Source organism: Rhodococcus sp. ACT016 (assembly GCF_050477185.1).
Lineage (GTDB): Bacteria > Actinomycetota > Actinomycetes > Mycobacteriales > Mycobacteriaceae > Prescottella.
In genome coordinates this window covers 5,392,228-5,413,950 of sequence record NZ_JBEAET010000001.1, presented here as the reverse complement: position 1 = coordinate 5,413,950, position 21,723 = coordinate 5,392,228, and the positions used below count along the sequence as shown (strand labels likewise).

At 68.3% G+C, this 21,723-nt stretch carries 12 protein-coding genes; 1 reads left to right on the top strand and 11 read right to left on the bottom strand.

The genetic code is table 11. The features are described from left to right. Nucleotides 1-64: 64 nt before the first annotated feature. Nucleotides 65-826, bottom strand: coding sequence for a MerR family transcriptional regulator (locus ACQ5DX_RS24770; protein ID WP_430335120.1), 762 nt, complete (start codon nt 824-826; stop codon nt 65-67). Between the two features lie 143 nt (nt 827-969). Then, a complete protein-coding gene (locus ACQ5DX_RS24765; protein WP_430335119.1) occupies nt 970-2,676 on the bottom strand; it encodes a SpoIID/LytB domain-containing protein in 1,707 nt (568 codons plus the stop codon). Between the two features lie 385 nt (nt 2,677-3,061). Here ACQ5DX_RS24765 and ACQ5DX_RS24760 point away from each other — a divergent pair, with 385 nt between their 5' ends. Continuing rightward, nucleotides 3,062-5,098 (top strand): N-acetylmuramoyl-L-alanine amidase, encoded by a 2,037-nt coding sequence (locus ACQ5DX_RS24760; protein WP_430335118.1) that lies wholly within the window; start codon nt 3,062-3,064, stop codon nt 5,096-5,098. Nucleotides 5,099-5,169: 71 nt separating this feature from the next. Here the strand turns inward: ACQ5DX_RS24760 and ACQ5DX_RS24755 are convergent, their stop codons facing one another. The 9 genes from ACQ5DX_RS24755 to ACQ5DX_RS24715 all read right to left on the bottom strand — a co-directional run bounded on the left by ACQ5DX_RS24755 (nt 5,170) and on the right by ACQ5DX_RS24715 (nt 21,528). Continuing rightward, the gene (locus tag ACQ5DX_RS24755; RefSeq protein ID WP_430335116.1) at nt 5,170-5,994 is read right to left on the bottom strand and encodes an HAD family hydrolase; all 825 of its coding nucleotides are present in this window, start codon (nt 5,992-5,994) and stop codon (nt 5,170-5,172) included. Between the two features lie 109 nt (nt 5,995-6,103). Beyond that, nucleotides 6,104-6,859: a lysophospholipid acyltransferase family protein gene (locus ACQ5DX_RS24750; RefSeq protein ID WP_430335115.1), complete on the bottom strand. Its 756-nt coding sequence runs from the start codon at nt 6,857-6,859 to the stop codon at nt 6,104-6,106. Nucleotides 6,860-6,964: 105 nt separating this feature from the next. Further along, nucleotides 6,965-8,500 carry an Ig-like domain-containing protein gene (locus ACQ5DX_RS24745; protein WP_430335114.1) on the bottom strand — a complete coding sequence of 512 codons (1,536 nt, stop codon included), beginning with the start codon at nt 8,498-8,500 and terminating at the stop codon, nt 6,965-6,967. A 283-nt stretch (nt 8,501-8,783) separates the two neighbouring features. Continuing rightward, on the bottom strand, nt 8,784-11,645 hold the full coding sequence (locus ACQ5DX_RS24740) for a beta strand repeat-containing protein (RefSeq protein ID WP_430335113.1): 2,862 nt from the start codon (nt 11,643-11,645) through the stop codon (nt 8,784-8,786). Between the two features lie 186 nt (nt 11,646-11,831). Then, nucleotides 11,832-13,838 carry an Ig-like domain-containing protein gene (locus ACQ5DX_RS24735; protein ID WP_430335111.1) on the bottom strand — a complete coding sequence of 669 codons (2,007 nt, stop codon included), beginning with the start codon at nt 13,836-13,838 and terminating at the stop codon, nt 11,832-11,834. A gap of 105 nt (nt 13,839-13,943) precedes the next feature. Continuing rightward, on the bottom strand, nt 13,944-15,374 hold the full coding sequence (locus tag ACQ5DX_RS24730) for an Ig-like domain-containing protein (protein ID WP_430335110.1): 1,431 nt from the start codon (nt 15,372-15,374) through the stop codon (nt 13,944-13,946). 333 nt (nt 15,375-15,707) lie between these two features. Beyond that, nucleotides 15,708-16,958 (bottom strand): Ig-like domain-containing protein, encoded by a 1,251-nt coding sequence (locus ACQ5DX_RS24725; protein ID WP_430335109.1) that lies wholly within the window; start codon nt 16,956-16,958, stop codon nt 15,708-15,710. Between the two features lie 148 nt (nt 16,959-17,106). Next, nucleotides 17,107-19,152, bottom strand: coding sequence for an Ig-like domain repeat protein (locus ACQ5DX_RS24720; RefSeq protein WP_430335108.1), 2,046 nt, complete (start codon nt 19,150-19,152; stop codon nt 17,107-17,109). 66 nt (nt 19,153-19,218) lie between these two features. Beyond that, entirely contained in the window at nt 19,219-21,528 is a 2,310-nt protein-coding gene (locus ACQ5DX_RS24715; protein ID WP_430335107.1) for an Ig-like domain-containing protein, read from the bottom strand. Nucleotides 21,529-21,723 lie beyond the last annotated feature (195 nt).

Below are 21,723 nucleotides of genomic sequence, written 5' to 3'. Positions count from 1 at the left end.
GGAACGCGCGTGCCCGGTGGCACGAACCACCTGATACGCGCGCGCCCGGCTCCAGCCGCCGTAGTTACAGCCGGTCCGCCGCGAACGCCAGCATGGCGTCGCGCACGAAGGCCGCGGTGCCGGCGCCGTGCCGGTCGTAGTTTTCCGCGAACCGCGGATCGGCCACGTACATCTCCCCCAGGCCGGCGAACGCGTCGGCGCCGGGGCGGCGACCCTGCCAGCCCGCAGCCACCCACTCGTAGTGCCGCCCCGTGATCTCCTGTACCTCTGGGCCGTCCGGCGCGAGGCCCGCCGCGTGGGCGCGCCCGTAGTCGGCCGCGATGTCGAGCTGTCGCTGCCGGAAGCCGGACTTGTCGTCGTCGGACAGCCAGCGCCACCAACGGTCGCTGCTCTCGTACGCCTGCCGACCCCACCGCTCGACCACCTCGTCCTTGTAACGGGTGTGATCGAATCCGTCGAACATCTCCTCTGCCATCAGGGGCTCCCCTCTCCTCGTCTTCTCCAGAGTTGTGCGTACCGACGCGATCCGGCGCCCGAGCCGGGACTGCTCCTGCTCGAGAAACTCGAGGTGGGTGCCCAGCGCGGTGGCGGCATCGGTTTCTCCGGTGAGGACGTCGGCGATTGCGGCCAGCCCCAGCCCGAGGTCGCGCAGCAGCAGGATCCGCTGGAGCTGCACGAGCGCCGCCTGGTCGTAGTACCGGTAGCCGTTGGCGCCGATGCGGCTGGGCTCGAGCAGGCCGACGCTGCCGTAGTGCCGCAGCGTCCGGCTCGTCGTCCCGGTGATCCGCGCCAGTTGCTGGATCGACCATTCCCCGGCTCGGTTCACGATGTCCGCCTCCTCCGCCGTCGTCGGTACAACCAGCCTGCAGGTTGACGCAACGTCAAGGTCAAGCGGAAACCCGGGATTAAAAGGAAAAGGGCAGGACCCCGCAGCGCGAGGTCCTGCCCGATTCGGCATCTTCGGTCGATCTAGGCCGTGGCGCCGTCCGTCTCCGTCACCGGCTGGAGCACCACACTCGAGTCGACGACCCGCGTGCCCAGCGTCGGCGTCCACACGATGGTCCCGCCCGTGTAGCTGCGGAACTTGCCGGACTCGTCGACCAGCATCAGCTCCGGTCCGGTCGGTTCACCGAGGCTGCCGGCCGCTCCCCCGAGCTCGCGATACTTCGCGTCGATCGGCGAGTCGATGTCGGCAACAGGCTGGTCGAGCGGCGCGGCGATGGGCAGCGGGATCGACTCGAGGGAACCCGGCGACAGTTCGGGTAGCGGCGGCAACGGAGGAAGCGGGATCGATTCGAGCGAACCCGGCGACAGTTCGGGCAGCGGCGGCAACGGGAGCGTTTCCAGCATCTCCAGCGAGCCCGGGAACAGCTCCGGCAGCGCCGGCAGGCCGGGGATCGGTCCGGGCGCTCCCCCACCACCACCGACGGTGAACCAGTCCGACTTGAGGCCGAGCTTCCACCGTGCATCGTCGCCCGTCCCCTCCACGGTGCGGGCCGTGCCGACGACGCGGACGCGGGTCACGCGCCCGCCGTCGGCGCCGAGATTGTTGCGGCCGATCACGTCGAAGCTGATCAACTCGCCGACGCCGTAAGCGTTCGCGATGGCGCCGGCCGAGACGGTCTGCGACCAGTTGCGGTTGGGCGAGACGGCGTCGCCGTCGTCGACGACGGCCGGGAAGACGCCGCCGGCGGTGTATCCGCCGGACGAGGACGAGAACTCGGCGGCCATGATCTGGTTGCCCCGCTTGAGCACCATGCCGGCGGTGGAGTTCACGGCGTCGCTGGTGCGGCGGTCCTCGCGGGACGAGCCGCCGTACACCTGGCAGGACTGCGTGTCGCAGGTCTGCGCGTACCCGTAGCGTCGCTCGGCCGCGGAGTACGAGCGTGCGGCGATGGCCTGGGCGCGCAGCGCCTGCATGCCGCCGGAGTCTCCCCAGGAGGCGACCGACTCGGCGGGGACGACACCGTAGAGGTAGTCGTCCATCAGCACCCGGTTCACGGTCCGCCAGGCGCCGTTGCCGTCACGCAGCGCACCGATCGAGCCGCGGTAGGGGACGTTGCCGTCGCACATCCGCAGGTGCTCGTTCGCGGGGCGGTTCCCAGCGCGGTTCACCGGGTCGACCCACGGAACGTTGGTGGAGCCGCGCCAGATCTCGCGCCCGGTGCACCCGTCGGTGACGGTGACGTCGGCGCCGCCCGGCGTGGGCGTGAGGTGCGCGGCCGAGTTCGCCCCGAAGTAGCGGCCGGCGACGTTGAGCCCGGCCTGCGAGAAGACGTCGACGCGCTTGTCGTCGCGGCCGACCAGTCGCACGCCCACCCACGGGTCGTCGAGTCGGCCGAGGGTGGTGTTGCCGTAGTAGTGGCCGACGATCTGTTCCGCCGACCACCCGAAGTTCTTGGCGTAGCCGTACGCGCCGTACTGGCCCATGCCACGCCCGTGGCCGTAGCCGTGGCCGTTCAAGGTGATCTGCGTGTCCGCGGCGACGACGGGGGCGATCTCCGCGTTCGCACCGCGGTCGGTCACGAGCAGACCCACGGCGGCACCCACCGCGAGGGCCGGCGCGAGGCCGAAGGCGACGGCTTTGGTGAGTGACACGGACGGGGCGTGGATGAATCGCCGGCGTCGGGTTCGGGCACCACGATTCACGATCGTGCGGAGGCGGGGGTTCGCCATACTGCGCTCCTCGTCACTGAAGTCCGGGACATCGTTCGAGCCCGGGGCGGTAGCGGCTGGGTGGGCCACGGCCGTGGCAGAGACGGAGAAAACGGTCGTGGCCCGCGAACTCGAAAGGCTCAAGCTAAGGTTGAGCCTTATGGATGTTGCGACTAGTGTGGCAACAGTGACTGCTGTTGGCAACAGCTGCCACATAAGCAACTGCAGTCACATCGGTAACATAAGCATCACAAGTTGCAGACATCCTCGGATGATCTATGGACTGGCTCCCGGGCCGGCCCGCAGGATTCAGTCCGAACCCCGACCCCACCGGGATCGGTTCGGCCGAAAGGTCGCTCGCAGCGCACGAAGACACCCCGCGCACTGAACACGAGGAGAATTCGCCTTGCCGCACCGTCGACCCAGGAACTCGATCGTTCTGGCCGCAGTCGCCGCGGTGGCAGTTGCCGCCCCGTTCGCCGTCCACGCGCTGGGCAGCGACTCGTCGGACGTCCGCTCCGCCAGTGACTCCGCGCCGTCGATCCCCACGCAGATCGCGGAGGTCGTGCTCGCGTCCGTGCCCGATATCGTGATCCCGCTCAAGGAACTCACCGGCCTCGACCTGCCGGACATCCATCTGCGCGATCTGCCGCTGCCGACCGAGATCCCGCTCCCGGGTGGCGGCTCGATCCCGCTGCCGTCGCTGACGACGCCGAACACGCCCGGCGATATCGCCGCTCCCGCACCGGTTCCCACGACCGCCGCGCCGGCCCCCACGACCACCACCTTCCCGGCCGACCAGCTCGGCGCGACGGTCAAGGAGATCACCCGGGACGACCCGTTCTCGATGGTGGCGCTCACCGCGCCGAACCTCGAGTCGACGGTCACGAAGGTCCGCGCGAAGCTGGCCGACGGCTCGTGGGGTCAGTGGTTCACCCCCGACCCGATCGACACCGACAGCTCCGACATGTCGACGTCGTCCGGCAAGCAGGGCACCGATCCCGTCTTCGTCGGCCAGACCAATGCCGTCCAGATCCTGGTGGCGCCCAAGGACTCCGGCGCGGCCGACGCGGCCACGACCGACGGTGCGGCCGCGCCCGCCGCCGAGTCCCCCGCGCCCGCACCGGCTCCGGAAGCGGATCCCGAGGCGCCGCAGCCGCTGGGCTACGTGCCCGCCGCGGTGTCGAAGCCGCTGCACGCGGCCACGGTCACCGCGAACGACATCTCCGCGGTGCTCATCAATCCCGGTAGCGGACCGCAGGATTCGAACCTGGCCGACATCGCCACGCCCACGTCGGTGAACGGCATCAACATCATCTCGCGCCGGGCGTGGGGCGCGGACGAGGGCATCCGCTGCCAGAACCCGACCTACGACGACTCGACCGGTGGCGCGACCGTGCACCACACGGCCGAGAGCAACAACTACAGCCGTGAGCAGTCGGCGAGCATCGTGCGCGGCATCTACGCCTACCACGCACAGACGCTCGGCTGGTGCGACATCGGCTACAACGTGCTGGTCGACCGCTACGGGCAGATCTTCGAGGGCCGCTTCGGTGGACTCGACCGCCCGGTCCAGGGCGCGCACGCCGGTGGTTTCAACGAGAACACCGTCGGCATCGCGATGATGGGCAACTTCGTCAACGAGCCGGCCCCGGCGGCCACGATCCAGGCGGTCGGCAAGTACCTCGGCTGGCGCCTGAAGCTCGCGAACCTGAACCCCAAGGGCCAGGTCACCATGTACTCCGAGGGCACCCAGTACTCGAAGTACGCGCTGGGTCAGCGAGTCGTTCTGCCGACCATTTTCGCGCACCGCGACGTCGGCTACACCGAGTGCCCGGGCAGCGCTGCCTACGCCCAGATGGACCAGATCCGCGACATCGCCGCGGCCAACTACGGCGGAAACAGCGGTGGCGGCAACACGGGCGGCGGCACCCCGCCGACGAACCCCAGCTCGGGCGGCGGCAACACCCCGGCGCCGGGTGTGCCCGGCTCGCTCGACCTGAACGCGCAGATCCCGGCCGTCGTGAACAGCATCCTGTCGATGGCCGATTCCAACCCGATCGCGCGGCAGTGGCTCGCCATGGGCGGCAACCGCGGCATGCTCGGTGACGCCCTGACCGGCCTGCTGACCACGGCGACGGGGCAGCTGTACGCGTTCTTCCAGAACGGCGCGCTCTTCACGTCCGCGAACGGCGGCGTGGTCTCGACGATCGGCGAGATCTTCAACGCCTGGAAGGCGGCCGGCGGCGTCCAAGGCGACATCGGACTGCCGATCGGCAACGAGTACAAGGTCTCGAACGGCTTCCGCAGCGACTTCGAGCGCGGCTCGATGATCTACGACGAGGCCACCAAGCAGGTCACGACGATCCTGAACACCCCGGCGGCGGCACCCGCAGCCGCGCAGGCGGGCACGGTCTCCGAGGCGCCGGTCCAGATCAACTGATCGTCACCGGCAACGACTGAAACACCTCTGCCTCTCCACGAACTGTGGAGGGGCAGAGGTGTTTTCGGGGCTCAGTCCGCCCAGATGCGTTCGAGGACCCGGGCGACACCGTCGTCGGAGTTGGTGGTCGTGACCTCGTCGGCCGCGGCCTTCGCCTCCGGATGCGCGTTCGCGACGGCGACGCCGTGGCCCGCCATGGACAGCATCGGGATGTCGTTGGGCATGTCGCCGAACGCGACGATGCCCGACTCGGCGACCTCGAGGTGCCGCGCCATGAGCCGCAGCCCGGACGCCTTGGTCACGCCGGGCGCCGACACCTCGATCAGACCGTTGTTCGTCGAGTAGGTCAGGTCCGCCCGCTCCCCCACCAGCGGGCGCAGCTTGGCGGCCATGTCGGCGCTGTTCGCGCCCGGGATGCGGATCAGCATCTTGACGGCGGGGGCGGACAGGATGTCCTCCGGCGCCATCTCGGTGTGGTCGGGGTTCAGCCAGGCGTGCTCGTAGCCCGGCGCGCTGACGAACTGCGCGGTAGCGGTGTCGTGCGCGGTAGCACCGACCCGCTCGGCGGCCAGACCGGCACCGGGCAGCTCGTAGTCGACGAGGTCGGCCAGCCAGGCGAGGGTCTCGACGGACAGCGTCGCGGCCGTGAGGACCCGATCGGCTTCGGCATCGTAGAGAACCGCGCCGTTCGCGCACACCGCGAGCGGTGCGAATCCGAGCCCGTCGACGACAGGACCGAGCCAGCGCGGCGGTCGACCGGTCGCGAGAACGAACGGCGTGCCGGACGCCACGACGGTCCGCACCGCCTCGCGGGTCCGGGCGGTGACGCGTTCGTCGTCGTCGATCAGGGTTCCGTCGACGTCACTGGCGACGAGGCTGGGCAGTTCGATGCGCACCGGGCCATTCTGCCCTTTCCGGGTGACGATCGGCCTGCCGGACGCGGTCGGTGAGCGCTATCTCACCAGCGGCAAGTGCGCGGCCGCGGCGTCACGTCGCGGCGCCGTCCTACTTCCCCCCGGCTTCCTTGCTGCGTCGCGCAGCCTTGGCCTCGGCCTCGGCGGCGTCCATCTTGTTCGCTTCCTCGAGCGTCGGCGCCCCACCGCCGAGCCGAGCCGGGACCCAGTACTCGCCGGCCGGGTGCTCGTAGTTCGCCTGAATTCCGCGCAGCAACTCTTCCATGCGCGTGTGCAGCAGCGCCGTCATCTCGGACGCCGGTTCGAACGGCGCGATCGGCTCGCCGACGGCGAGGGAGATGGGGGTGTCGGTCCGGCCCAGGCGCTTCGGGTAGCCCTTGGTCCACACCCGCTGCGAACCCCAGATCACCATCGGGATCACCGGGGTGCCCGACTCGAGCGCCATGCGCGCGGCACCGGACTTGAACTCCTTGAGCTCGAAGCTCCGGCTGATGGTCGCCTCCGGGAACACGCCCACCAGTTCGCCGCCGCGCAGCGCATCGACGGCCGCGCGGTACGAGTCGCCACCCGCGGCGCGGTCGACGGGGATGTGCTTCATCGCCCGCATCATCGGGCCGGAGATCTTGTGGACGAAAACGTCCTTCTTCGCCATGAACCGGATGTAGCGCTTGACGGCACGGGCCGGCAGGCCGGCGTACGTGAAGTCCATGTATCCGGTGTGATTGATGGCGATCACCGCACCTCCCTTCGCCGGGATGTGCTCCTCGCCGGTGACCGTGAACTTCAGCCCCTGGCCTGCGAACACGACGCGGGCAACTCCGATGATCGTTCGGTAGAAGGGTTCCACAGGGAGCAGCGTAGTCGGCGACGCGTGATCGAGAGCACTTCACGCCCCTGGACGACGCGGTCCCCTGCCGTGTCACGGCAGGGGACCGACGTCAGGTTCCCGGGATCAGGACCCGAACAACGGGATGCCGCCGAGCGAGCCGGCGCTACCGGTACTGCTCCCGTCACCCCCGCCGGTGTCCGTTCCCGACACCTGGATCGACTGCGGAGCCGACGACGAACCGGTGAAGCCGGGGCCACCGGAGTAGACAGCCTTCAGCTCGCGGACGCCCGCGGTCGTGAAGGTGTAGGTGAGCGCCGCGGTACCACCGGACACCGCCTGCGGCGTCCCGATCGGGGTGGCGCCGTCGTAGAACTGGACCGTTCCGGGCAGATTCGCACCACCCGAGACCTGAGCCGACAGCTGGACCGGGAGTCCCACCGTTGCGGATGCCGGTGCGGTGAGGGTGGTCGACGTCGCAACGTCGTTCGCCGCCGGTTCGGTCACAACGACCGTGCGCACCTGCGAGGTGGAGCCGACGAATCCGGCGCCCGGGGTGAACACCGCGACGACGTCGTGCGATCCGGTGGTCGTGAAGGTGTGCTGCAGGCTCGCGGCGCCGCCGGATACCGGGACCGGCGAGCCGATGTCGACACCGTTCTCACGGAACCGCACCGTGCCGGTCGCATTCGCCGGCGTCACGGTCGCCGAGAGCAGCACCGACGTCCCGGTCTTGGCGTCGCTGGGTGCCGTCAGGGTCGTCGTCGTCTGGACGGCGGCCGCGGAGACCGTGACCGTCCGCGGCTGGGACGTGGAGTTCGCGAACGTCGGCGTACCGGTGAACACCGCCGTGACGCTGTGTGACCCCGCGGCCGGGAAGGCGTACGACGTGGTCGCCTGGCCGCCCGAAACCGGCACCGGTGCACCGATGTCGGTGCCGTTGTCCTTGAACTGGACGGACCCCGCCGCGTTCGACGGTGCCACGTTGGCGGTCAACGTCACCGGTGTTCCGGCCACCGCGGTCGCCGGTGCGGTCACGGTGGTCGATGTGGCCACCGGGTCGACCGAGACAGTCAGGTTCGACATCGGGTTGAAGACTTGATAGCTCGAGAAGGCATAGATGTCGAACCCGATTCCGGTGGTGCGCGGACCGGGTTGCGCGTCGTCCGCCACCTTGTAGGTGAACGTGAGTGTCGGGTTCTTGCTGCCGTTGCCCTGACCGGGGATCAGACCGAGCGCGAGGGTCGCGTCCGTCCACTTGATCGTCACGGCTCCGTTGGTCGGATTCTGCACGGCCGTACCGTCGTACAGCGACGGGCCGTTCAGGTTGGCGCCTGCGCCGCGCCACACGTTGCCGCTCACACCCTGCAGCACGTAACCGGCCGGCGCGAAGTCGGTGAGGTTCTCGAGATAGCGGTCGACGCTGAAGAACCCGGACGACGTCTTGAACGTGATCGTCGAGGTGACGGTGTCGCCGGGGTGTGCGACGGCGGGGTTCACCGTCTTGGTGGCGATGATGTTGTCGGTCGTGATCGTCTGCGACACCGGGTCCGCGGCAGCCGCACCGGCTCCCCACAGGACTTGGCCGACGCCGGCGACACCGACGGTCAGCGCTCCGGCGACGGCCGCCGACGCGACGCGCCGGGTGATGGATCGAATCACAGGCACTCCTCTCGAAGCAGCGGAGTGCGGCCCCGGAGGTGTGACATGCCGGAACCGCGCTCGGGAGAACACGTTTGCGGAATTCGGCGTGCGCTCACCCAAACCGAACGCGTGCCGTGCCTCACCCCAACTGCCCCGACGAGTGAACTGCGCTCACACTGTATCGGCGCGAGTCGGGACGATGGGGGAAAACCGATCGATTCGGCTCCAGGATGCAGCAGCGAGGCCCCGACCTCGTACAGGTCGGGGCCTCGCCGTGTGCGTTCCGTCAGGAACCGAAGCTCTAGCGGCCGCCGAGCGAACCGAACATGGTGCCGAGCGAGCCGACGCTACCGGTCTCGCCGCCGTCTCCACCGCCGCCGGCCGTCACCTGGACCGTCTGAGCCGGCGAGACCGACGCCTTCGCACCCTGTCCGCCGGAGTAGCGCGCGGTGATGAGATGCGCGCCATCGGTGGTGAAGGTGTGTTCCAGCGTCGCAACGCCGTTCACGAGGACGACGTTGCCGCCGATCGGGGTGTCACCGTCGTAGAACTGGACCGTGCCGGGCAGGTTCTGCCCGCCGCCGACGGTGGCCGACAGCGTCACCGACTGACCGACGGTGGCGGTCGCGGGCGCGGTCGCGGTGGTCGTGGTGACCACGTCGTCCGGCGCCGGGACGGACACCTGGACCGTCTGCGTCGATGCGGTCGCATCCGTGAAACCGGCCGCAGCCGTGAACGTCGCGCCGATGGTGTGGGCACCACCCGCGGTGAACGTGTGCTGCAGGCCGGCCGCACCGCCGGTGACCTGGACGGGAGCACCGATGTTGCTGCCACCGTCAGTGAACTGCACCGTGCCCGACGCGTTGGCGGGGCTCACCACCGCCGACAGGGTCACCGCAGAGCCGGTCTGGGCGGTGGAAGGCGCCGACACCGTCAGCGTCGTCTGCACCACGGCATTGCCCACGGTCACCGTCTGGGCCGTCGATGTCGAACTCTTGAAGCCCGTGTTGCCGGTGAACACCGCGGTGATGCTGTGCTGACCGGCGGAGGTGAAGGCGGTCTGCGCGGTCGCCTTGCCGTCCGAGACCGCAACGGGGCCACCGATGTTGGTGCTGCCGTCCTTGAACTGCACCGAACCCGCGGCGTTGGCCGGATCCAGGTTCGCGGTCAGCGTCACCTGCTGGCCCGTCTCGGCCGTGGCCGGGACCGTCAGCGTCGTGGTGGTGGTGACGTCCGGGACCACGGGATCGGTCACGGTGATCGACTCGGCGGAGGCCGTCGAGTTCAGGAAGCCCGCACCACCGGTGAACACGGCCGAGATGCTGTGGTTGCCGGAGTTCTGGAACGAGTACTGCAGCGCGGCAGAACCGTTCGTCACCGTGACCGGGCTGCCGATCGGCATCTGACCGTCCAGGAACTGCACGGTGCCGGACGCGTTCGTCGGGTTGACGGTCGCGGTGAGCGTTGTGGTCGTTCCCTTCACCGCGGTCGCCGGCACGCTGAGTGTGGTGGTCGTCGAGACGTCCGGGACGACCGGGTTGCTGACGGTCACCGTCTGCGCTGCCGCGGTCGAGCTCGTGAAGCCCTGGTTACCGGCGAACACCGCGGTGATGCCGTGGCTTCCGGGCGTGGTGAACGTGTACTGCAGGCTCGCGGCACCATTCGAGACCGCCACCGGCGAACCGATGTTCGTACCGTTTTCCTGGAACTGCACCGTGCCCGACGCGTTCGTCGGATCCAGGTTCGCGGTCAGCGTCACCTGCTGCCCCGTCTCCGCTGTCGGCGGGACCGTGAGCGTCGTCGTGGTCGCGACGTCCGGAGCGCTGACGGTCACCGACTGTGCCGTCGACGTCGAACCGGTGAACCCGGCCGAGCCGGAGAACACCGCGGTGATGCTGTGCGCACCGGGTGTCGAGAACGAGTGGGGCAACTGCGCCTTGCCGTTCGACACCGTCACCGGGTCACCGATGTTCGTGCCGTTGTCCTGGAACTGCACGGTTCCGCCACCGGGGTTCGGCGTGACGTCGGCCGTCAGCGTCACCTCGGTCCCGGTCTGCGCCGCCGCGGGCACCGTCACGGTCGTCGTGGTGGCGACGTCCGGGACACTGACGTTCACCGTCTGCGCGGACGCCGACGAGTTCACGAAACCCGAACCGGCGACGAAGTCTGCAGTGATGCTGTGGCTACCGCCGGTCAAGAACGTGTGCTGCAGATTCGCGGTACCACTCGCCACCGCCACCGGCGAACCGATGTTCGTGCCGTTGTCCTTGAACTGCACCGTGCCCGAAGCATTCGGCGGCGTCACCGTCGCGGTCAGCGTCACCGCCGTGCCCGTCTGCGCGGTGGCCGGCGCCTGCACCGTCGTCGACGTCGCCACGTCCGGAACACTGACGGTCACCGACTGCACCGCCGAATCCGACGCATTCGCCCGCGCCGAACCCGGATACTTCGCCTGCAACGAACGCGCACCCGCCGTCGACGCCGTCCACGCGAACGTCGCCAGACCGGACGCGTTCAGTTGGCCAGAACCGATCTTCGTGCCGCCGTCGTAGAAATCGACCGAATCGCCCTGCGCGCCGCCGGTCACCGTCGCACTGAGCGTCACCGACTGGCCCACCTGAACCGGGGCCGGCACCGCGGCCAGCGTTGTGGTGGTGGCATCCTTCGCGACCGTGATCGTCGGGCCCTGGTCCTGGTACGTGCCGCTACCCAGGCTTCCTGAGTAGTGCATCGTCGTCATCAACGGAGTTGCGCGGGCGCAATTGGCGGTCACCAGATAGTTGAACTCGAACGTCTGCGACTTCGGGCTGATGTTCGGGTATACCGGCCAATTCCCGGTCACCCGAACGTAATCCGGTGCGACTTCGGGACCGCCCGTGTTTCCGCTGACATAGGTCAGGCACGTCGGATGCAGATCCTTCACCGCCTGCAACCACTCGACCACGCCACCGGTGCGCTCGAACTTGGTCGACACCGTGACGGTCTCGCCCACGGACGGGGTCGAGTTGCTGATGGTCCGCGTGAACTTGCTGTTGCCGTCACTCCACGTCACCGTCCCCGGCGCCGCACCGGCCGAACCCACACCCACAGCGATCACGAATCCCGCAGCGACCGCGCCTACCGCGGTGGCCGAGACGATTCTTCGCGTCGTCGATCGGGCCATTGTCGATTCTCCCTTCAGAGCACTCGCGACCCTGAAGCCCATCGAAAGGCCGGACCGCACAACGGAATATCTGTCACAAAACTGCTTCCGACGCCGGCCCGACCCCGAGCGCGGGAAGTTCGAACAATTTCGTCGGACGATCGACGACGAGGCCTCGCCCTCACGGGTGAGGCCTCGTGTCGATCGTCAGCCGCCGAGCGAGCCGAACATGGTGCCGAGCGAACCGGCGCTACCGGTGCCGCCGTCCGGGCCGCCGTCACCGGAGGCGGTGACCTGCACCGTCTGCGGAGCCGAGGTCGACGCCAGCGAACCGGCGCCACCGGAGTACACGGCCTTGATCACATGAGCACCGGACGTCGTGAACGTGTGCTGCAGCACCGCGACACCGTTGTTCACCGGGACGCCGGCGCCGAGGGGCGTTTCCCCGTCGTAGAACTGGACCGTTCCGGTCAGCTGAGCCGCGCCGGTGACCTTGGCGGCGAGGCTCGCGGCCTGCCCGACGGTCGCCGTCGCCGGCCCGGTCACCTCGGTGGTCGTGGCCACGTCAGTGGGCGCCGGATCCGAAACCTGCACTGTCTGCGCGGTCGCCGTCGATCCCGCAAAGCCGGTGCCCGGGGTGAGCACCGCCGTGATCGAGTGGGTACCGGCCGTGGTGAACGTGTGCTGCAGGCTCGCAACACCATTCGCCACCTGCACCGGCGAGCCGATGTTCACACCGTTGTCCGCGAACTGCACGGTGCCGGTCGCATTCGACGGCGTCACCGACGCGGTCACCGCAACGGCTGCGCCCGTCTGCGCCGAGGCCTGAACCGTCACCGTCGTGGTGGTCTGCACGTCCGGCGCCGGCGGGTTGGTCGCGATCACGTTCTTCGCCGCGGCGGTCGACCCGAGGAACCCGGTGCCGCCGGTGAACACGGCCGAGATGCTGTGGTTGCCCGCCACGGTGAACGTGTGCGACAACTGCGCCTTGCCGTTCGACACCGCCACCGGCGAACCGATGTCGTCGGCGCCGTCCTTGAACTGCACCGTGCCCGAGGCATTCGCCGGGGACACGGTCGCCGTGAACACGGCGACCGTGCCCAGGTCGGCGGTGGCGGGCACCTGCAGTGTCGTCGTGGTCGCGACGTCGGGGACGCTCACCGTCACGGTCTGCGCCTGGGACGCCGTCGAACCGGCGAAGCCGGGTGCGCCCGAGTAGACGGCCGTGATGTCGTGCCCGCCGGCGGTGGTGAACGTGTACTGCAGGCTCGCAACACCGTTCGCTACCTGCATCGGCGAGCCGATGTTCACGCCACCGTCCCGGAACTGCACCGTGCCCGACGCATTCGCCGGCGACACGGTGGCCGTCAACGTCACGGCCGTGCCCGTCTGCGCGGTCGCCGGTGCCTGCACCGTCGTCGACGTCACCACGTCCGGCACACTGACGGTCACCGACTGCACGACCGAGTCCGACGCGTTCGCCCGCGCCGAACCCAGGTACTTCGCCTGCAACGACCGCGCACCCGCGGCCGACGGCGTCCACGAGAACGTCGCCACACCCGACCCGTCCAGAGCACCCGAACCGAGCTTCGTGGTGCCGTCGTAGAAGTCGACCGAATCACCCTGCGCCGCACCGGTCACCGTCGCGGACAACGTCACCGGCTTGCCCACCTGGGCACCCGACACCGCAGCCAGCGATGTGGACGACGTGTTCTTCGAGACCGTGATCGTCGGACCCTTGTTCTGGTACGTACCGTCACCGAGCGAACCGCTGTAATGCATCGTCGTCATCAACGGCACACCACGCTCACAGTCCGCGCCTACCCGGTAGCTGAACTCGAAGGTCTGCGACTTCGGGCTGATGTTCGGGTACACCGGCCAATTCCCGGCCACCCGCACGTAATCCGGCTTCACATCCGGATTGGAAGTATTACCACTGACATACGTGAAACAAGTCGGGTGAAGATCCTTCACCGCCTGCAACCACTCCACCACACCACCGGTGCGCTCGAACTTCGTCGACACCGTCACGATGTCACCCTCGTTCGGCGTCGTATTCGACACCGTCCGAGTGAAGCGGCTGTTCCCGTCATCCCACGTCAGCGAACCCGGTGCCGCACTCGCCGCACCCATACCCGCAGCCACCACGAACCCCGCTGCGACCGCTACTGCACCCACACCGCCGACGATCCGGCGAACACTCCTGTCAGACATGGACTTCCTCTCGACGACAGACCTTTCCGGTCGTCACACGGTGAGAAGGGAACTCTCGGTCCGGAGCCCCGAAGGGCTCCGGACCGAAAGTGAATCGATGAGTCGTCAGCCGCCGAGCGAGCCGAACATGGTGCCGAGCGAACCGGCGCTGCTCGTGCCGCCGTCTCCACCGTCGCCGTCACCGCCGCTGGGTGCGGCCGCGACAGCCACCGAAATCTGGTCGGCAGAGGCGTTGACCGTGCCCGATCCCGAGTACTCGGCTCGGATGACGCGCTGCCCCTGGACGGCCGGGGTCCAGCTGATCGATGCGCGACCGTTGCTGTCGACGGTCGCCGTTCCGATGACTGTGTTGCCGTCCTTGAACGTGACGGTGCCGCCCGCACTACCGGTCACTTGCGCCGAAATGGTCTGCGCCACACTGACCTGAGCGCTTCCCACGGTGAGCGCCGTGGTCGAGTCGGTGTTCTGGACGGGCTTCGCCGCGACGTTCACGGTCGCCGATGCCGTGGACGCCGCCACGCCGGCGCGCCCGGAGTAGTCGGCCGTGATCGAGTGATTGCCGTCGGTCGTCGGAGTCCACGCGTAGGTGGCCTCACCGGAGGCGTTGACAGTGACCTCTGCGAGCAACTGCCCGCCATCCTTGAACTTGACGGTGCCACCGGCGGCCGCAGTCGGGCTCACGGTGGCCTTGAGGGTCGTCGACTGGCCGACCTGGGCGTTAGTCACGGGGGCGATCACCGTGGTCGACACGATGTCCGAGGAAAGCACCTCGATGTTCTGCTTCGACGACTCCGAGCCATTGGCCTTCGCGGTGCCGGCGAAGCGCGCCATCAACTCGTGCGCACCACGACTGCCGGGTGTCCATGCGTAGATCGCGGTGCCGTTCGCGTTCAGGGTGCCCGCGCCGATCTTGGAGCCGCCGTCGAAGAACTCGACCGTGTCGCCCTGCGCACCACCGGTCACGGTCGCCGCGAGCGTGGTGGGCTGACCCACCTGGGCACCGGCGACCTGCGCCAGCGACGTCGTCGTGGTGTTCTTCGAGACCGTGATCGTCGGACCCTTGTTCTGGTACGTACCGTCACCGAGCGAACCGCTGTAATGCATCGTCGTCATCAACGGCACACCACGCTCACAGTCCGCGCCTACCCGGTAGCTGAACTCGAAGGTCTGCGACTTCGGGCTGATGTTCGGGTACACCGGCCAATTCCCGGCCACCCGCACGTAATCCGGCTTCACATCCGGATTGGAAGTATTACCACTGACATACGTGAAACAAGTCGGGTGAAGATCCTTCACCGCCTGCAACCACTCCACCACACCACCGGTGCGCTCGAACTTCGTCGACACCGTCACGATGTCACCCTCGTTCGGCGTCGTATTCGACACCGTCCGAGTGAAGCGGCTGTTCCCGTCATCCCACGTCAGCGAACCCGGTGCCGCACTCGCCGCACCGACGCCGGCGGTAACCGCGAATCCGGCTGCAACTGCGAAGGCACTCAGGCCGGCAAGCACGCGGCGGGTGTTCTTGTCAGACATGCATTTCCTCTCGACGACGATCCTCGATGGATGCCCGACGGGAGTTGCTGCCCAGCGCGACGACGCGCATCGATCGGGCCATTCCGACTCCCTTCAGAGCACGGTCGCCGCGGGTCCGGACCAGGGGTCGTCGGAACCGCGTGTACTGCCGTCCAGGTATCGGCCCGACTCCGCACACCCGGCTCGTTCCCTTCGGCACCGATGTACCGATAGAAGCGCGGCCTCACTGTATCGGACGTACGTCCAGGTCTGTACCGAAACGGCGAATACACAGAACGAGGCCCCTCGCGCTGTGCGCGAGGGGCCTCGTTGTCAGGAGCCGAGTATCCGGTGTCAGCCGCCGAGGCTGCCGAAGACGCCACCGAGGCTACCGAGGCTGCCCGTGCCACCGGGCTGCGTCGGAGCGTCCGCGACCTGGACGGTCTGCGGCATTGAGGCCGAACTGTTCACGCCCTGGCCGCCGGTGTACGCGACGCTGATCTGGTGCGGGCCGGAGGCGGGAAAGACGTAATCGATGGCGACGACGCCGTTGCCGACCGGGATACGAGGCCCGATCGGGTTACCTGCGTCGTAGAACTGCACCGTGCCGGGCAGCTGCGCACCGTTCGCCGAGATCTGCGCGGACAGACGCACGGACGTGCCGACGGTTGCCGTCTGCGGCGCGGTCATGATGGTGGTGGAGTCGACGTCGTCCGAGGTGGAAGTCGACACGTCGACGATGGCACCTGGAGAGTTCGAGTTGGTGAATCCGTTACTGCCGGAGAAGGCAGCCGTGATCGCGTGCGTCCCGTTGGTGTCGAATGTGTGCGGCATCGACGCGACCCCGTTGACCACCGGGATCGCGGCGCCGATGTTCTTGGCACCGTCCCGGAACTGGACCGAGCCCGTCGCGTTCGCCGGTGACACCGTCGCCGACAGCTGAACAGCGTCACCGGTCTTCGCGCTCGGCGGAACCGTTACCGCCGTGGTGGTCGCGGTGGACGGCTGCTGAACCGACAGGCTCAACTGGGAGAGCGGGTTCCAGCGCTGCGTCGTCTGGAAGGAGTACACATCGAATTCCATGCCGGCGGTCCGCGGGCCAGGCTGTGCGTTCGCCGCGACCTTGTAGGTGAAGGTCAGGGTCGCACCCTTGTTGAGAAGGCTCAGTCGGCACCATGCGGCGACACAGTTGCCGGATCCCTTCCAGTCCAGCCGGACTGCACCGCTGACCGGATCCTGCGTCGCGCTGCCGTCGAACTGCCCCGACTTGTTCGGACCGCCGCTCACGCCGTCACCACGCCACACGTTGGCATTGACGCTCTGTAGGACGTAGTTGGCCGGTGGGAGGTCCGTGAAGGTCTGCATATACCGGTCGACGCCCTTCGCCTGGAGCGTCACCGTGGAGACCACGGTATCGCCCGGGAACGCGTTGGGCTTGTCGATGGCCTTGGTCGCCGTGATGTTGTCCGTCGTCACCGTCTGCGACACCGGGTCCGCGGAAGCGACACCCCCACCGAATGCGATCTGTCCGACTCCGAGTGCGCCTACCGCCATTGCGCCCACGAGTAACTTCGAGACAGTTCGCCGCATGACCGATCGGGCCATTCCGACTCCTTCCAGAGCGTTCGCGCCCCCGGGCGGAATTCCCACCGGGGCAGCGCTTCCGACTTTATAGATCAAACGTCCAACATCGGACAGTTTTCGTTACAGCCACCGGGGGCGGCGGCGCCGACCGCCGCCCCCGGTGGTCTACCTACGAACCGAAGATGGGAAGCCCGGCGAGGCTACCGGTACCCGGCGTGCCGCCGGGGTTGGTCTCGGTCGTGGTGATGTCGATCGTCCGGGCGTCCGAGGACGAACCCTTCAGTCCGGCCGCGCCCGAGTAGACCGCGGTGATCCGGTGAGCACCGGACGTCGCGAAGGCATGGTTAAGGGTCGCGGTGCCGTCGAACAGATCGACGGCCTCCCCGATCGGCGCATCGCCGTCGAAGAACTGGACCGTGCCCCGGACCGGCCCGGACGAGACGACGGACGCCCACAGCGAGACGGTGGTGCCGCCGGCTGCGGAGGCAGGGACGGTCAGCGCCGTCGCCGTGTCCGCATCGGTCGACGCCGGCACGGACACAGTCACGATCCGGGCGCCCGAAGTCGAACCGTCGAGTGCGGGAACACCGGAGAACACCGCCGAGATCGAGTGCGCGCCCACCGACGTGAACGTGTGCGACACGCGTGCGACCCCGTTGCTCACAGCCACCGGACCGCCGAGATCGGCTCCGCCGTCTCGGAACTGGACGGTGCCGCCGTCGACGGCGTCACCCGCGGAGGTCCGGACCGTCACCCACAGGTCGGTGGAGGCACCGGTCTTGGCCTCACCCGCCACGCTGAGCATCGTCACCGTGCCGCGCGGCGTAACCACCGGATCGGTGACGGACACCGAAGCAGCGGACGAGGTCGACGGCTCGAATCCCGCTGCACCCGAGTAGATCGCGGTGATCGCGTGGTTACCGATCGACGTGAACGTGTGCTCCAGCGTGGCGGTGCCGTCGACAATCGCGACCGGTGCACCGAGCAAGGTGACGCCGTCCTTGAACTGCACCGTGCCACCGGCCGGTGTCGGGCTGACCGACGCCGAGAGAGTCACCGACGCACCGGTCTGCGACGACGACGGCGCCGTGACGGTCGTGGTGGTCTTCAGGTCCGGGACGGTCACCGACACCGTTGCCGGCGTGGACGTCGAGGAGACGAAGCCCGCGCCGGTGAACACGGCCGTGATCGGATGCGCGCCCGCCGCCGTGAAGGTGTGCGACAGCTCGGCGACGCCGCCCGAGACGGCCACCGGCGCGCCGATGCTCGTGTTGCCGTCCCGGAACTGCACCGTGCCCGACGCGTTGCTCGGCGCGACGGTCGCGGACAGGTTCACCGCGGAACCGGTGAAGGCTGTCTGAGGCGCCGTCACCGACGTGGTGGTGACCACGTCCGGTACCGAGACATTGACGACCTGCGCCGGCGACGTGGATCCGGCATAGGCCGTGGCGCCCGAGTACACCGCGGTGATGTTGTGTGCGCCCGCCGCCGAGAAGCTGTACGACATCGCGGCGGAACCGGACGCGACAGGAACGGGTGCACCGATGTTCGTTCCGTTGTCCTGGAACTGCACGGTGCCGGGCGCGGCGCCGGGAGCAACAGTGGCCGACAACGTGACGGTCTGACCGGTCAGCGTCGTCGACGGTGCCGACACGGTCGTCGACGTCGTCGCCTGCTGCACCGTCACCGATGGACCCATCGACGACTGATCGGTGGAGGTTCCGAATCCCGATCCGCCCATGACGGTGCCCTTGGCGGTCATGCCACTGTTCGCCGCACCCATCGCGCAGGTGTCGGGCACGTAGTAACTCACCTTCAGCGTGAGCGAGTTGCTTCCGTTGACCAGCCACCCCGCGTTCGTCACCTTTGTGGTGGTTGAGCCGACCTCGGGTGTCACCGACGACTCCGTCTGCCCGGACCCCAACTTGTAGACGGTCACCTTGGCCGACCCGTCCACGTACGTGAGGCACGCCGGATGCACATCGACGAGGGTGTTGATGTAGCCGTCGACACCGCTCTTGGACACCACCGTGCTGTACGTGACGGTGTCGCCTACCCGCGGTGCGGCGACGTCGACGGTGCGGTCGAAGGTGTACTTCCCCTCCGTCACCGCGACCGCATCCGCTGTGCCGGCTCCTATAGCCCCGACAAGAGTCACCGACAGCGCGGCCACACCTGCCGCTGCGGTCAATCGCCGCGTCGTCTTACCAGTCATACCGATCTCTCGTTCTTCTCTCGCGGTCGCTGCCATCGAATTTCGCTGTCGCATAGTCGCCTCCGCTCACGAACCGAACGAGAGGCTACCGGTGTCGATGCCGGGCAGACCGCCGCCGGCCTCGGAGATCACCAGCGCCCCCGGGATCGAGTCGGACGCCGTGAATCCCTCAGCGCCGCTGTACTTCGCGGTGATCGTGCGGGATCCGGTTCCGGTGAAGGTGTGCTCGAGGGTTGCTCGCCCGTCGACCAGCTGCACGGCCTCGCCGAGCGGCTTGTCGCCGTCGAAGAACTGCACGGTGCCGCGCGGCGTCTGCGGGGCGACGACCCGTGCCGAGATGGTCACGGGCTGGCCGACCGTGCCGCCGGCGGGGAGCCCCAGCTCGGTCGCGGTCGAGAGGTCGACGACCGACACGACGGTCACGTTGATGGCCTGGGCGTCCGTGGTCGAGCCCGCGTAGGCTCCGGCGCCGCTGTAGACGGCGGTGATCGAGTGCGCGCCCGGGGCGTCGAACGTATGGGTCAGCTTGGCGACACCGTCATTGACGGCGACGGGGTTCCCGATCGGCGTTGCACCGTCGCGGAACTGCACCGTGCCCCCGTTCGGAACCTGGGCACCGTCGCCCAGGTCGAAGACGCTGGCCCACAGATCCACGGGCACACCGGCCTTCGCCTCACCGGGCGCGTTGAGCAGCGTGACGGTGCCGATGTTCGACGCCGTCACCGCAACGGTGACCGGAGCCGCGGTCGAGCCGAGCGATCCGACGCCACCGCTGTAGACCGCGGTGATCGAATGCGATCCACCCCGGGTGAACGTGTGCGTGATGCTCGCCGTGCCATCGGAAACGAGGACGGGCGAACCAAGATTGGTTGCGCCGTCACGGAACTGCACGGTGCCGTCGACCGGCTTCGGGGACACGGACGCCGAGATCGTGACCGCCGAGCCGACCTCCGCGGAGGTGGGGGCGGTGACCGCGGTGGCGGTCGCGACAGCGTCCGGCGCCGGCTCCGACACCGTCACCACACGGGCGCCCGAGGCTGATGCCGCGAATCCGGCGTCACCCGAGAAGCCCGCGGTGATGCTGTGGGCCCCGGTCGTCGTGAAGGTGTGCGCGAGGGTCGCGACGCCGCCGGTGACCTGGACCGGTGCTCCGAGGTTCGTCGCGCCGTCCTTGAACTGCATGGTGCCGGTGGCACTCGCGGGGTTCACGGCCGCAACGAGATCCACCGCGAGCCCGGTGGTCGCGGTCGGCGGCACGGTGATCGACGTGGTGGTCGCGGCGGCTGGCGGCGTGACCGTGACGCTCTGCGCCTCCGACGTCGAGGACGCGAAGCCGGACGCCCCTGAGTAGACCGCCGTGATGCTGTGCGCACCGACCGATCCGAACGAGTACGAGAGGCTCGCCGACCCGTTGTTCACGGGAACCGGCGCACCGATGGTCGTGTCGCCGTCCTTGAACTGCACCGTGCCCGACGCCTCAGCGGGCGCCACCGTCGCGGTGAGCTGCACCGACGAACCCGTGGCAGCGGTCGGCGGGACGGTCAGCGTCGTGGTGGTCGCGACATCCGGGGCCGAGATGCGGATGGTCGCGAGCGCGCCGGCGCCGGCGTTGAGACCGGCGCCTTCCGAATTGCGCGGGCTACAGCGCGTCGGCGCCCACTGGGTGCCGAATAGCGAAGCCTTGGCGAGCTGGGTGCTGAAGTTCTTGTCGCTGTTGAAGCTTCCCGCGTCACCACTGATGCGGATCTTCGGCTGAATGGCCCCGGAGGTGCCGGCCACCATCGTCACGTCGATCGCCGGCAGGCGGAACCACGAATCCCCGCTCTTGTTGGCGCTGCCGTCGAGGTTCTTCTTCGACTTGGGCGCCACGATGCCGCCCTCGCTGTTGGTGCTGTTGGACGTGCCGTTGCCGATGACCTCGTTGTTCCCGGAAATGCGGAGAATCGTGCCGTTCGCGTCGGCGGTTCCGTTGTCGTTGATGCGGAGCACGCTCGGGGCAACGCCGCTCAGGTTCACCGCGGACTCCGGCACGATCGTCGCGCTGACGAACGTGGCATTGGCGGGAATCTCGAAGTCGTTCTTGAGCCGCGACAGGTTCGTCGTGGTCGCACCCGAATCGGAGTCGGGGAACGACTGTGCATTCGTCTGAATCCGGTATGTGAACGTCTCACCGGGAGCGACGGTCGCGGGGGCGTCGACCGTGACCGACGCAGCGGGCGTCTTGGTGACATTGATCGCCGCCGACGCACGGCACGTCGTGGTGAACTCGACCGTGGACGACGCCGCGCTCGCCGGCGTGGCGAGCAACAAGGACGCCGACGCCAGCGTGACGCCTGTGAGCGCTGCGGCGCAGCGCCTCGATAACGAGGAACTCATCGGACTCCTGAAACAAACGAATGACGGGTGCCCGCGGATGTCGAACGCCCAGGGCAAAGACGATAGACCTCCAAACTAGAACGTGTACTAGTTTCGCTGGACAAATGTTCAGTTGATTTCGATGTGTCGGAAATGCGTGTGGCCCCCTGCCGTCGAACACGGCAGGGGGCCACACGCTTCAGATCAGTCGATCAC